Annotated in this window: 13 protein-coding genes; 9 read left to right on the top strand and 4 right to left on the bottom strand. The window is 71.9% G+C overall.

Translation table 11 applies throughout. The features are described from left to right. Positions 1–49: 49 nt before the first annotated feature. From HNR30_RS09805 to HNR30_RS09795, 3 genes are all read right to left on the bottom strand, one after another. Entirely contained in the window at positions 50–421 is a 372-nt protein-coding gene (locus HNR30_RS09805) for an arsenate reductase family protein (RefSeq protein WP_181609440.1), read from the bottom strand. Positions 422–428: 7 nt separating this feature from the next. Next, positions 429–980, bottom strand: a complete 552-nt coding sequence (locus HNR30_RS09800) for a GAF domain-containing protein (protein ID WP_246378274.1) — start codon at positions 978–980, stop codon at positions 429–431. A 66-nt stretch (positions 981–1046) separates the two neighbouring features. Continuing rightward, positions 1047–2201, bottom strand: coding sequence for an ROK family transcriptional regulator (locus HNR30_RS09795; protein ID WP_181609438.1), 1155 nt, complete (start codon positions 2199–2201; stop codon positions 1047–1049). Positions 2202–2334: 133 nt separating this feature from the next. Here HNR30_RS09795 and zwf point away from each other — a divergent pair, with 133 nt between their 5' ends. The 4 genes from zwf to eda are packed head-to-tail and all read left to right on the top strand — an operon-like array spanning position 2335 to position 7211. Further along, positions 2335–3777: a glucose-6-phosphate dehydrogenase gene (zwf, locus tag HNR30_RS09790; RefSeq protein ID WP_181609437.1), complete on the top strand. Its 1443-nt coding sequence runs from the start codon at positions 2335–2337 to the stop codon at positions 3775–3777. Next, entirely contained in the window at positions 3774–5675 is a 1902-nt protein-coding gene (gene edd / locus HNR30_RS09785; protein ID WP_181609436.1) for a phosphogluconate dehydratase, read from the top strand. Before zwf ends, edd begins: the two co-directional genes overlap by 4 nt. Next, entirely contained in the window at positions 5672–6610 is a 939-nt protein-coding gene (locus HNR30_RS09780) for a glucokinase (protein ID WP_181609435.1), read from the top strand. Before edd ends, HNR30_RS09780 begins: the two co-directional genes overlap by 4 nt. After that, on the top strand, positions 6597–7211 hold the full coding sequence (gene eda, locus HNR30_RS09775) for a bifunctional 4-hydroxy-2-oxoglutarate aldolase/2-dehydro-3-deoxy-phosphogluconate aldolase (RefSeq protein ID WP_181609434.1): 615 nt from the start codon (positions 6597–6599) through the stop codon (positions 7209–7211). Before HNR30_RS09780 ends, eda begins: the two co-directional genes overlap by 14 nt. A gap of 4 nt (positions 7212–7215) precedes the next feature. On the opposite strand, the gene HNR30_RS09770 is transcribed toward eda, so the two are convergent. Beyond that, positions 7216–8124, bottom strand: coding sequence for a LysR family transcriptional regulator (locus HNR30_RS09770; RefSeq protein WP_181609433.1), 909 nt, complete (start codon positions 8122–8124; stop codon positions 7216–7218). Between the two features lie 86 nt (positions 8125–8210). Here HNR30_RS09770 and HNR30_RS09765 point away from each other — a divergent pair, with 86 nt between their 5' ends. The 5 genes from HNR30_RS09765 to HNR30_RS09745 all read left to right on the top strand — a co-directional run bounded on the left by HNR30_RS09765 (position 8211) and on the right by HNR30_RS09745 (position 13405). Next, complete coding sequence (locus HNR30_RS09765; protein ID WP_181609432.1) at positions 8211–9071, top strand: FAD binding domain-containing protein; 861 nt, start codon at positions 8211–8213, stop codon at positions 9069–9071. 2 nt (positions 9072–9073) lie between these two features. Next, entirely contained in the window at positions 9074–9529 is a 456-nt protein-coding gene (locus tag HNR30_RS09760) for a (2Fe-2S)-binding protein (protein ID WP_181609431.1), read from the top strand. A gap of 11 nt (positions 9530–9540) precedes the next feature. Beyond that, the gene (locus tag HNR30_RS09755) at positions 9541–11898 is read left to right on the top strand and encodes an aerobic carbon-monoxide dehydrogenase large subunit (RefSeq protein ID WP_246377985.1); all 2358 of its coding nucleotides are present in this window, start codon (positions 9541–9543) and stop codon (positions 11896–11898) included. Next, a complete protein-coding gene (locus HNR30_RS09750) occupies positions 11895–12596 on the top strand; it encodes an XdhC family protein (RefSeq protein ID WP_181609429.1) in 702 nt (233 codons plus the stop codon). Before HNR30_RS09755 ends, HNR30_RS09750 begins: the two co-directional genes overlap by 4 nt. A gap of 65 nt (positions 12597–12661) precedes the next feature. Continuing rightward, positions 12662–13405: an IclR family transcriptional regulator gene (locus HNR30_RS09745; RefSeq protein WP_181609428.1), complete on the top strand. Its 744-nt coding sequence runs from the start codon at positions 12662–12664 to the stop codon at positions 13403–13405. Positions 13406–13499 lie beyond the last annotated feature (94 nt).

Genomic DNA, 13499 nt, shown 5'->3' with positions numbered 1-13499 from the left:
GCCGGCCCCTGGGCCGGCGACACGGGCACGCCGCAGGTCTGCGAGAGGTCTACGAGGTCGGCTCCGGGGCCGAGGCGCCCAGGGCGCGCTCCACCGCCTCCGGCGAACGGGCGACGACGGCGCCGCCGTCGTCGAGGGTGATGATGGGGCGCTGGATCAGCTCGGGGTGGGCGGCCAGGGCGGCCAGCCAGCGTTCCCTGTCGTGCTCCCACGCCCGCATGCCGAGCCCGGCCGCCACCGGCTCGCCGAGCCGGGTGATGTCCCATGGCTCCAGCGACAACCTGGCCAGGACGGCACGCAGTTCGTCGGCCGTCGGCGGGTCCTGCAGGTAGTGCCTGACCGTGTAGTCGGCCCCTGCCGAGTCGAGCAGGTCGAGCGCGGAGCGGCACTTGGAGCAGGCGGGGTTGATCCAGATTTCCATCACGCCATCATGACGCGTGGTGCAGCAGCCAGGCGGCCCGTTGGGCCAGGGGCCACAGCAGCTCGTGGTCGGCGACCGGGTCGGCGACCGGCTCGCGGCGGTGCACCGACAGCATGCCCTGGAGCGTTCCCCACCGGTCGAGCAGCGGCGTGGAGTAGACGCCGCGCACATCCGCGTCGAGCAGCACGCCGAGGGAGGAGCCGCCGGCGATCAGCGGGTCGCGCAGGATGTCGCGCACCAGCATCGGCGCGCCCTTCAGCAGGGCCTGGCCGCAGACGGACGCCTCGTCGCCGGCCACGACCTCGAAGTGGCGCAGGAAGGCGGTGCCGAAGCCGAACTGCGCGCCGATGCGCAGGCCGCCGGCCCGGGGGTCGTGGAACTGGATGTTGCCCAGGTCGGCGCCGGTCAGGTCGAGCGCTGCCTCGAGAGTCGCGGTGTTCACGCTCTCACGCGAGGCGCCCGGCTCCAGTGACAGGAAATGCGAAAGCGAGGCGAGTGTGGGACTCACCCCGGGCAGCCACCAGGGCCAGACGGTGGTGGTACGGCGCGCCGATCGCATCTCGGTCACCTGCCCAGTTTGGCACTCCTGTCACATCCGGGTGCGGGGTTCGGCCAACTCGCGAGATCACAGGGAGTCGTCGACGGCCCGGGCCGACAGCACGTGGTCGAGCACCATCACGGCGCAGCCGCTGATGCCGGCGGCGGCCCCCAGGCGGCTGGGCTCGATGCGCAGGCGGCGGGTGGCCAGCGCGGTGGAGCGGCGGTAGACGACCTCGCGGATGCTGGAGACCAGCGGGCCGAAGGCCTCGGCGACGTCGCCGCCGAGCACGACCACGGAGGGGTTGAGGATGTTGACCGCCCCGGCGAGCACCTCGCCGATGCGGCGTCCCGCCTCGCGCACCATCGCCATCGTCTCGGCGTCTCCGGCGCGTACCAGGGCGGTGACGTCGTCGATGGTCTTGACGTCCTTGCCCGCGGCGCGCAGCTCGCGCAGCAGGGCCGTGCCGGAGGCGACGGAGTCGACGCAGTCGATGTTGCCGCAGCGGCACAACACGCCGCCGCCGTCGCGCACCGGGATGTGGCCGATCTCGCCCGCCGCGCCGAGCGCGCCGCGCAGGATCGAGCCGGCGGCGACGATGCCCGCGCCGATGCGGGTGGAGATCTTGACGAACAGCAGGTCGCCGGTCTCCTCGCGGTAGGCGCCGCGGTGCTCGCCGACGGCCAGCACGTTCACGTCGTTGTCGACCAGGACCGGCACGTCGAAGCGCTGGCGGATGAGCGGCGGGATGACCACGCCGGTCCAGGAGGCCATGACGCGGGCACTCTCGGTGCGCCCTTCGGCGAACTCGACGGTCGCGGGTACGCCCATGCCCACGCCGCGTACGGCCGAGCGCGGCCGGTCGCCGAGCAGCTCTTCCCAGGTGTCCATGAGCAGCGGCAGCACCACGTCGGGGCCCTGCTCGACGTCGATGTGGAAGCGGCGGCCGGCCAGCTCGTTGCCGGCCAGGTCGCAGACGGCCACCCGGGTGCGGCTCGCGCCCAGGGCGGCGACCAGGACGACGCCTCCCGCGGCGTTGAACTCCAGCCGCACGGGCGGACGGCCGCCGGTGGAGGGCGCGTCGGTGCGTTCGACGACGAGGCCGCGTTCGAGCAGCTCTCCGACGCGGAGCGACACGGCGGGCCGGGACAGCCCGGTGACCCTGCCGATGTCCGCCCGCGTGACGGCCTCCCCCGAACGGATCAGGGCGAGGACCTCACCGGTGGTGGCGTGTCGAGACATCACCGTTTAGTGAACCACAGATACCTAAGTAATGAAAGAACATGACTTATGTATCTCAAAATGCAAAAGTGAGGTTGCAGAGAGACCCAAGTCTGGCTAATGTCCGGTAAGTCCGTTCACTTGGAGGCTTCTCGTGTCCCCCCTTGCCCATGAAGCTGATCTGGTCGTCTTCGGCGGTACCGGCGACCTGTCGATGCGCAAGCTGCTGCCCGCGTTGTTCCACTCCGACCTGGAGGGCCGCCTGGCTCCCCAGACCCGGATCATCGCCATGTCCCGTGGCGGTCTGGACGACGCCGACTTCCGCGGCAAGGTGGACTCCGAGGTACGGCAGAGCGTGCCGGACGAGTCCGAGGCGTGGCAGCGTTTCCTGGGCCGGTTGCACCACGTGTCGGTCGACGTCGGGGGTGACGACACCAGCGGCTGGGCGGCCCTGACCCGGCTGCTGGCCGGGCACGAGCAGCGTGACCGCGTCTTCTATCTGGCCAGCCCGCCCATGACGTTCGGGCCGTTCTGCCGCGACCTGCACGGCGCCGGGCTGATCACCCCGCAGTCGCGCGTGGTGCTGGAGAAGCCGCTCGGACGCGACCTGGCCAGCTCCCAGCTGATCAACGCCGAGGTGGGCCGCTACTTCGCGGAGGAGCAGATCTTCCGCATCGACCACTACCTGGGCAAGGAGACGGTGCAGAACCTCCTGGTCCTGCGCTTCGCCAACGCCTTCCTGGAGCCGATCTGGAACTCCCTCTGGATCGACCACGTGCAGATCACCGCCGCCGAGAGCGTCGGCACGCCGGGACGCCGCGGCTACTACGACCACGCGGGCGCGCTGCGCGACATGGTCCAGAACCACCTGCTCCAGCTGCTCACCCTGACCGCCATGGAGCCGCCCGCGCGCAACGACCGCGAGGCCATCCGCGACGAGAAGGTCAAGGTGCTGCAGGCGCTGCGGCCCATCGTGGGCGACGAGGTGAGCCGCTTCACCGTGCGCGGGCAGTACGACGGCTACCTGGACGAGCCGTCGTCGACGCCGCCCACCGAGCTGTCCAAGCGGGTCGAGACCTTCACCGCCATCCGGGCCGAGGTGAAGAACTGGCGCTGGTCCGGCGTCCCGTTCTACCTGCGCACCGGCAAGCGCATGCCGTACCGGCGCAGCGAGATCGTCATCCAGTTCAAGGACGTGCCGCACGCCATCTTCCCCGGCGGCTCCCCCAACAGGCTCGTCATCCGCCTCCAGCCGGAGGAGGGCATCGAGCTGCACATCATGGCCAAGGAGCCGGGCGCGGGCGAGGTCACGCTCAAGCCCGTGCCGCTCAAGCTGAGCTTCGGCCAGACCTTCACCGCCCGCGTCCCCGAGGCCTACGAGCGGCTGCTGTCCGACGTACTGGCCGGCAACCCCACCCTGTTCATGCGCCGCGACGAGGTCGAGGCCGCCTGGCGCTGGATCGACCCGATCCTCGAAGCCTGGGAGTCGTCCTCCGAGCTTCCCGAGCCCTACCCCGGCGGAACCACCGGTCCCGCCGGAGCCCACGAACTGCTCGGCCGCAGCGGTCGCGCCTGGCACGAGGAGGAGACCCCGTGAACCAGATCATCCAGGACGTCACCGGCCGTATCGTCGAGCGCAGCGCCTCCAGCCGGGGCGTCTACCTGCGGCGCATCGAGGCCGAGGCCGAGCGTGCGCGTGCCAAGGGCCCGGCCCGCGCCCACCTGGGCTGCGCCAACCTCGCGCACGGCTTCGCCGCCATGCCCACCGAGGACAAGCTGGCCCTGAGCGCCACCGCCAAGCCCGGCGTGGCCATCGTCACCAGCTACAACGACATGCTCAGCGCCCACCAGCCGTACGAGACCTACCCGCCCGAGCTCAAGGCCGCCGTGCGCAGGGCGGGCGGCGTCGCCCAGGTCGCCGGCGGCGTGCCCGCCATGTGCGACGGCATCACCCAGGGCCGTCCCGGCATGGAGCTGTCGCTCTACAGCCGCGACGTCATCGCCATGGCCACCGCCATCGCCCTGTCGCACGACATGTTCGACTCCTCGCTCCTGCTCGGCGTCTGCGACAAGATCGTGCCCGGCCTGCTCATCGGCGCGCTGCACTTCGGCCACCTGCCGGCGATCTTCGTCCCGGCGGGTCCGATGACCTCCGGCCTGCCCAACAAGGTCAAGGCCCGCACCCGCCAGCTGTTCGCCGAGGGCAAGGTCGGGCGCGAGGAGCTGCTCGACGCCGAGTCGAAGTCGTACCACTCGCCCGGCACCTGCACCTTCTACGGCACCGCCAACTCCAACCAGGTGATGATCGAGGTCATGGGCCTGCACCTGCCCGGCGCCACCTTCGTCAACCCGCACACCGAGCTGCGCCACGCCCTGACCGAGGCCGCGGGCGAGCGCGCGGTGCGCATCACCGCCCACGGCGAGGAGTACGCCCCCGTCGGCCGGGTCGTCGACGAGAAGGCCATCGTCAACGCCTGCGTGGCGCTGCTGGCCACCGGCGGCTCCACCAACCACACCCTGCACCTGGTGGCCATCGCCGCCGCCGCCGGCATCGTGCTCACCTGGGACGACCTGGCGCAGCTGTCGAAGATCGTGCCGTCGCTGACCAAGATGTACCCCAACGGCCAGGCGGACGTGAACCACTTCCGCGACGCGGGCGGCATGCAGGTGCTCATCGGCGACCTGCTCGACAACGGCCTGCTCCACGGCGACGTGCTCACCGTGGCCGGTCACGGGCTCGACCACTACCGCTCGGCCCCGGTTCTGAAGGAGCAGGAGCTGGTCTGGGAGGAGGTGCCCACCCAGAGCGCCGACCTGGAGGTGCTGCGCCCGGTCATCGAGCCGTTCAGCGCCGACGGCGGCATCCACATGGTCGACGGCAACCTCGGCTGCGCGGTCAGCAAGGTCTCGGCGGTCAAGCCCGAGCACCTGGTGATCGAGGCGCCCGCCAAGGTCTTCGACGACCAGCTCGACCTGCTGGCCGCCTTCGAGCGCGGCGAGCTCGAAGGCCAGGACTTCGTGGCGGTCATCCGCTACCAGGGGCCCTCGGCCAACGGCATGCCCGAGCTGCACAAGCTCACCCCGCCCATGGCGGTCCTGCTGGACCGCGGCCAGCGGGTCGCCATCGTCACCGACGGCCGCATGTCGGGCGCCTCGGGCAAGGTGCCCGCCGCCATCCACCTGTCGCCCGAGGCGGCCGACGGCGGTCCCATCGCCCTGGTGCGCGACGGCGACGTCATCCGGCTCGACTCGGCCGCGGGCACGCTGGAGGTGCTCGCCGACCTGTCGGGCCGCGAGCCCGACGGCCGCGCGCTCAGCGACGCCCAGTGGACGGGCACGGGCCGCGAGCTGTTCGCCGCCTTCCGCCGCATGGCGGGCCCGGCCGAGCGCGGCGGCTCGGTGTTCACGGTGAGCGGCCAGGAGAACGACGACCACGGCCCCGGCCTCGGCTTCGCCGCCCCGGCGGGCGCCTCCCACGCGGAGACCGCCCGATGACGTGGCTCGTGGCCGACATCGGCGGCACCAACGCGCGCTTCGCCCTCGTCGACGGGCCGGGCGCCCGGCTGGAGCAGGTCGAGGTCCTGGCCGTGGCCGACCACGCGACGCTCGACGACGCCATGGCCGCCTACCTGGACGGCAAGGGCGTCACCGTGCGGGCCGCCGCGGTGGCGGTCGCCGGTCCCGTGACCGGCCACGACTACGCCCTGACCAACGCCCACTGGAGCGGCTCCATCCGCGACCTGGCCGTGCCGTACGCGGGCCTGCTCAACGACTTCGAGGCCCTCGCCCTGTCCCTGCCGCATCTGCAGGCCGCCGACCTGGCGCCCCTGGGCGGCCCCGCGCCGGGCCACGGCGTCAAGGCGGTGCTCGGTCCCGGCACCGGCCTGGGCGTGGCGGGCCTGGTGCCCGCCGACGGCGCCTGGGTGCCGGTGCCGTGCGAGGGCGGCCACGTGACCGTCCCGGTGACCGACACCCGCGAGGCCGAGATCATCCGGGTGCTGTTCGCCCAGGGCATGGAGCGGGTGGAGGCCGAGGACCTGCTGTCGGGCAGCGGCCTGCCGCGCCTGCACCGCGCCCTGGCGGTCGTCAACGGCGTCACCGTCCCCGAGCTGTCCGCCGCCGACATCGTTGCCCGGCTGGACGACTCGCTCTGCGCCGAGACCGTCGAGGTCTTCTGCGGCATGCTGGGCAGCTTCGCCGGGAACGTGGCGCTCACCCTGGGCGCCCGTGGCGGCGTCTACCTGGGCGGCGGCGTGCTGCCGCGTATCGTGGAGCGGGTGCGGGCCAGCGCGTTCCGCGCCCGGTTCGAGGCCGGTCCCACCGCGTACCTGGCGCCCATCGCCACCACCCTGATCACGGCCGCGCAACCCGCGCTCCTGGGCGCGGCGGCCTACCTCACGCAAGAAAGGTTGTCCCATGAGCCTGCTTGACCTCGCCCCGGTGATCCCGGTCGTGGTGATCGAGGACGTCGAGACGGCGGTGCCGCTGGCGCGGGCGCTGGTCGCGGGCGGCCTTCCGGTGATCGAGGTGACGCTGCGCACGCCCGTCGCGCTGGACGCCATCCAGGCGATCTCCGACGAGGTGGAGGGCGCGGTGGTCGGCGCCGGAACGATCAGGACGCGTGAGGACGCCGACGCCGCCGTGAACGCGGGCGCGGCGTTCCTGGTCTCTCCTGGCACCACGCCCGTGCTGATCGACTTCCTGGCGGAAACCGGCATCCCGTTCCTGCCCGGAGCGGCGACGGCTTCCGAGGTGATGGCGCTGGCCGAGCGCGGCATCACGGAGCTGAAGTTCTTCCCCGCCGAGGCCGCGGGCGGCCTGCCGTACCTGAAGTCGCTGGCCGGGCCGCTGCCCGACGTGCGTTTCTGCCCCACGGGCGGGATCAAGCCCGCCACCGCGCCCGCCTACCTGGCGCTGCCGAACGTCGGCTGCGTCGGCGGCACCTGGCTGACCCCGGCCGACGCTCTGGCCACCGGCGACTGGGCCAGGATCGAGAAGCTCGCCGCCGAGGCGGCGGCGCTGGGCGCCTGAGCCCTCAGCTCCAGATCGACACGTGCACCGCGGGGCGGAAGCGGTCCTTCGGGATCCCGTCCTGGGGCGCGCGCATCACCTGGGTGGCGGCCGGGGTGGTGAGGAAGTCGACGAACGACCCCGCCGCCGGCGAGCGCCCCGCGGACGGCAGGGTCGTGGCGTACCAGCGGATCTCCAGCGGCGTCACGCTCGTCTCGACCACCGTCAGCGAGCCGCGCCGCAGGTGCGGCAGCACCAGGTGGGCGACGGCGGGAGCCAGGCCCTCCCCCTCGGCGGCGGCCTGCCAGGCGGCCGCCTGCGTGGCGTAGACGCGCACCCGCGACTCCGGCACGCGCAGCAGGCGCAGCAGCCGGCCCGCGTCGCTGCCCGGGTCGGTGCCCGAGGGGTCGACGAGCCAGGTGTCGCGCCGCCCGTGGAGCGCTCCCACGGCGACCACCCGGCACCGTAGCACCGGACGGCTGAGCAGCCCCTCCCCCTCGGGCTGCGGACCCAGCGCCACCTCGGCCAGCCGCCCGGCCAGCAGCAGCGGCACCTCGGCGCACTGGACCACGCCCGAGGTGGCGACGGGGATGCGCCGCTGGGAGTACAGGGAGATCAGCGGCCCGGCGACGAGCTCGTACATCGAGCTGTCCATGACGACGTGCAGCCGCTCCGGCCCTCCCGACTGCACCACGCGCTGCGCCTGGGCGCCGAGCGCGACCATCTGCGAGGCGATGCCGTACAGCCGGGCGCCGCCCTCGGTCAGCACCATGCGGTCGCTCTCGCGCACCAGCAGCGGATCGCCGAGGTGACGGCGGAGCTGGGCGAGCGACTGCGAGACCGCGGGCTCGCTGACGCCGAGCGCGCGCGCCGCGGCCTTCACCGATCCCAGGCGGGCGACGAAGACGAATGCGCCGAGCTGGCCCAGAGTCACCCCCTCTTTCTAGATCGGGATCCGCCATTAAGGAATCCCTTATTTCATGATTGCCGGAGAACTCGAAGGAGTTTCATTTTTGGCGCATGCAGGTTCCCGCACAGTTCGAGTACGCGCGCGCCCAGAGCGTCTCGCATGCCCTGTCCCTCCTGGACAGGTACGGGCCCGAGGCCCGTGTCGTGGCCGGAGGCCACAGCCTGATCCCCATGATGAAACTCCGTCTGGCCCAGCCAGAGGCCCTCATCGACATCAACGACCTGAGCGAGCTGTCCCGGATCGAGGTCGAGGGCGGCGAACTGGTGATCGGAGCGCTGGTACGGCACGCGGAGCTGCTGGCCAGCGCACCCGCCACCGGACTGTTCCCGATCTTCCAGGACGCCGAGCGGGTGATCGCCGACCCGATCGTCCGCAACCGCGGCACCGTGGGCGGCTCGCTGTGCCAGGGCGACCCCTCCGAGGACCTGTCGGCGGTCTTCGCGGCCCTGCGCGCCACCGCCATCATCGAGGGCGGGGACGGCAGGCGCAGCGTCCCGATCAGGGACTTCCACGAGGGTCCCTACGAGACGGCCGTGCAGGCGGGCGAGCTGCTGATCGAGCTGCGCGTCCCCGCGACGCCCGGCACCGGCAGCGCCTACGTCAAGGTGGAGCGGCGGGTCGGTGACTGGGCGGTGGCCGCCGCGGGAGCGGTCCTGTCGGTCGCCGGCGGCGTCATCGAGCGGGCCGGGATCGGGCTGACCGCGGTGGGCGCCGAGCACTTCTGCGCCCCCGAGGCCGAGGAGTACCTGACCGGGCGCGAACCGGGCGAGGAGGCCTTCGCCGAGGCCGGGAGGATCGCCGCCGAGCACTGCTCACCGCAGCCGGACCAGCGCGGACCGGCCGACTACAAGCGGCATCTGGCGGCCGAGCTGACCGCCAGGGCGCTGCGCACTGCCATGGAGAGGATCTGACCATGCAGGTGACGATCACCGTCAACGGCCTGCCGTACACCCGCGAGGTCGAGCCCCGCCTGCTGCTGGTGCACTTCCTGCGCGACGAGCTGAACCTGACCGGCACCCACTGGGGCTGCGACACCTCCAACTGCGGGGTGTGCACGGTGCAGCTCGACGGCGTGCCGGTCAAGTCGTGCACGGTGCTGGCGGTCATGGCCGACGGCCACGAGGTGACCACGGTCGAGGGCCTGGAACGCGACGGCGAGCTCGACGCCGTGCAGAAGGGCTTCATGGAGTGCCACGGGCTGCAGTGCGGCTTCTGCACACCCGGCATGCTGCTGACCGCGCGGTGGCTGCTGGACCGCGAGCCGCATCCGGACGAGGGCACGATCCGCGAGGCGATCTCCGGTCAGCTGTGCCGGTGCACCGGCTACGAGAACATCGTCAAGTCGATCCAGAGGGCAGCGGAACTATGAGCTTCGGACGGATGCATCGCAAGGAGGACGCCCGCTTCATCAGGGGGCGGGGCAACTACGTCGACGACGTGCGTCTGCCGGGCATGCTGCACGGGGCGATCCTGCGCAGCCCGCACGCGCACGCGCGCATCCTGTCGATCGACACCTCGGCGGCCGAGGCGCATCCCAAGGTCAGGGCGGTCATCACCGGCCAGACCCTGGCCGGGCTGAACCTGGCCTGGATGCCGACGCTCTCCAACGACGTGCAGGCGGTGCTGGCCACCGACAAGGTGCGCTTCCAGGGCCAGGAGGTCGCCTTCGTGGTGGCCGAGGACGCCTACTCGGCGCGCGACGCGCTGGAGCTGATCGAGGTCGACTACGAGCCGCTCGATGCCGTCGTGGACGCGCGCAGGGCCCTGGACGAGGACTCGCCGGTCATCCGCGACGACCTCGAGGGCAGGACGTCGAACCGCATCTTCGACTGGGAGGCGGGCGACAGGGAGCGCACCGACGCGATCTTCGCCGGCGCCGAGGTCACGATAAATCAGGACATGATCTATCCGCGTGTCCACCCGGCCCCCCTGGAGACCTGCGGAGCGGTGGCCGACTTCGACAAGGTCACCGGCAAGCTCACCGTCTGGTGCCCGACCCAGGCGCCCCACGCCCACCGCACCCTCTACGCCCTGGTCGCGGGCCTGCCCGAGCACAAGATCCGCGTCATCTCCCCCGACATCGGCGGCGGCTTCGGCGGCAAGGTCGGCATCTACCCCGGCTACGTCTGCGCGATCGTCGGCTCCATCGTCACCGGCAGGCCGGTCAAGTGGATGGAGGACCGTTCGGAGAACCTGATGGCCACCGCCTTCGCCCGCGACTACCACATGAGCGGCGAGGTGGCCGCGACCCGCGACGGCGTCATCCAGGCGATCCGCGTCAAGGTCCTGGCCGACCACGGCGCGTTCAACGGCACCGCCCAGCCGACGAAGTTCCCCGCGGGCTTCTTCCACGTCTTCACCGGCTCCTACGACCTGCAGGCGGCGCACTGCGAGGTCACCGGCGTCTACACCAACAAGGCGCCGGGCGGCGTCGCCTACGCCTGCTCCTTCCGCGTGACCGAGGCGGTCTACCTGGTCGAGCGGCTGATCGACGTGCTCGCCGCCGAGCTCGGGCTGGACCCGGCCGAGCTGCGCCTGCGCAACCTGCTCAAGCCGGACCAGTTCCCCTACACCTCGCCCACCGGCTGGGAGTACGACTCCGGCGACTACATCAAGACGATGCGCATGGCGATGGACATCGCCGGCTACGACAAGCTCCGCGCCGAGCAGGCCGACAAGCGGGCACGCGGCGAGCTGATGGGCATCGGGATCAGCTTCTTCACCGAGGCCGTCGGCGCCGGGCCGCGCAAGCACATGGACATCCTCGGCCTGGGCATGGCCGACGGCGCCGAACTGCGCGTGCACCCCACCGGCAAGGCGGTCCTGCGGGTGTCGTGCCAGTCGCAGGGCCAGGGCCACGAGACCACCTTCGCCCAGATCGTGGGCCACGAGCTCGGCATCCCCGCCGACGACGTCGAGGTGGTGCACGGCGACACCGACCAGACCCCGTTCGGCCTGGGCACCTACGGCTCGCGCTCCACGCCGGTGTCGGGCGCGGCCACCGCCATCGTCGCCCGCAAGGTGCGCGAGCGCGCCAGGCTGGTGGCCGCGGCGATGCTCGAGTGCTCGCCCGACGACCTCGACTGGCAGATCGACGAGAGCGCCGAGGGCAGGGCCGGCTCCTGGGCGGTGCGCGGCGACCCCGCCAGCCGCAAGAGCATGCAGGAGATCGCCCTGGCCGCCCACTCGGCGCTGGAGCTGCCCGACGGCGTCGAGGGCCATCTCGACGCGGTCACCGTCTACAACCCGCCCAACCTGACCTACCCGTTCGGGGCCTACATCTGCGTCGTCGACGTCGACCCCGGCACCGGCCAGGTCAAGGTGCGGCGCTTCGTGGCGGTCGACGACTGCGGCGTGCGGATCAACCCGATGATCGTCGAGGGCCAGATCCACGGCGGCCTGGCCGACGGCGTCGGCATGGCGCTCATGCAGGTGATGGCCTTCGACGAGGAGGGCAACCACCTGGGCGCGTCGTTCATGGACTACCTGCTGCCCACCTCGATGGAGTGCCCCTCCTGGGAGCTGGGCGAGACCGTCACGCCCTCGCCGCACCACCCGCTGGGCGCCAAGGGCGTGGGCGAGTCGGCCACCGTCGGCTCGCCGCCCGCCGTCGTCAACGCCGTCGTGGACGCGCTGGCCCCGTACGGCATCCGCCACGCCGACATGCCGCTCACCCCGGCCAACGTCTGGCGTGTCATCCAGGGCGACCCCTTCAGGACGGACCTGGCGATCCCATGAGCGAATTCCTCGGCATGCCCGGTGCCCGCCCCTCGAAGCGCCAGCCGTACGTCGTCGCCACGGTCGTCCGTGCGCAGCGGCCGACCAGCGCGAAGGCCGGGGACCGGGCGCTGGTGCGCGCCGACGGGAGCATCGAGGGCTTCGTCGGCGGGCACTGCGCCACCGACACCGTGCGGACGCAGAGCCTGCGCCTGCTGGAGTCGGGCCGGGCGACCCTGCTGAAGATCACTCCGAGCGCCGTGGAGCCGCACGAGGAGGAGGGGCTGGTCGAGGTGGGCCAGCCCTGCCTGTCGGGCGGCACGCTGGAGATCTTCCTGCAGCCGGTGCTGCCGCCGCCCCTGATGCGGGTCTACGGCGACAGCCCGATCGCCCGCGCCTTCGCCGACGTGGGCACGGCCCTGGGGTACGAGATGACGACTTTCGGTCAGCCCGATTCGGGCACGCGGGCTGTATTGGTCGCCTCACACGGTGTCAACGAGGTGTCAATGCTGCGGGCCGCCGTCGCGGCCCGCGTGCCGTACATCGGGCTGATCGCCAGCCGGAAACGGGCTCGCGCCGTCCTCGCCGAGGTCGAAGGGGGTGAAATCGTCCACGCCCCGGCCGGGCTCGACCTCGGCGCCCGCACGCCGGGCGCCGTCGCGCTGTCCGTGCACGCGCAGATCGTCAGTCTGGGTGTCGCAGATCGTCTTTTCGGGTAGTCAAGAATCGGTAATCAGAACAACGGGGAAGTCCCTCCCTTCTCCTCGGCGAAAAGAGCGGACCCATGCCGAGGATCGCAGCCGGCAGCAGCCTGGATCGGGCCATCGACCTCCTGGTCGGCCTGAGTGGCTACTGCCGCCCCCTCACCCTGACGCAACTGTGCCGTGACACCGGGCTGCCCAAGTCCACCGCCCACCGCCTGCTCGGCGTGCTGTGCGCGCGCGGGCTGGCCAAACGTGCCAGCACCGGCTACCTGCTGGGCGACCTGCTGACCGCGATGACCAGCGAGCGCATCCCCGGCTCGCGCGCGCTGGTCCTGCCCTTCCTGCTGGACCTGTACGAGACGACCCGCCAGACCGTCAACGTCGCCGTCTCCTCGGGCCTGGAGGTGGTCTACGTCGAGCGCCTCTACGGGCACAACCGCGTCCCCTCACCCTCCGACGACCACGACCGGGCGCCGCTGCACTGCACAGCGGCGGGAAAGGTGCTCCTGGCCTACGACGACGACCTGCGCAAGGCGCTGTTCGAGCACGGCACCCTGCCCAGGATGACCACGCGCACGCTGCCGGGGCACGGCGCGCTGGACCGCGAGCTGTCGCTGGTGCGGCGGCACGGGCTCGCCTACGGCCAGGAGGAGTACGCCCTCGGCCTGACATGCGTCGCGGCGCCGGTCTTCGGGCCGGGCGGCGGCATCACCATGGCCGTCGCCGTGGCGGGACCCACCGCCTCGATGCGCCTGGGCAGGATCGGCATCGCGGTGCGCGGCGCGGCGCAGGCCATCTCGACCGCCATGGCGGCAGCGGCCTGAAGTCTCACTGAGTGGAACGCGAACCTCACTTGACGGGGGGTTCGTTCCACCCAGAGAGACCGTCGATTGACCCCGTGGATCATGACTCGCTGTC

The sequence above is a fragment of the Nonomuraea soli genome (assembly GCF_013761175.1).
GTDB classification, from domain to species: Bacteria; Actinomycetota; Actinomycetes; order Streptosporangiales; family Streptosporangiaceae; genus Nonomuraea; species Nonomuraea soli.
The sequence above is the reverse complement of the archived record's forward strand: the minus strand, read 5'-3'. Positions and strand labels throughout refer to the sequence as shown.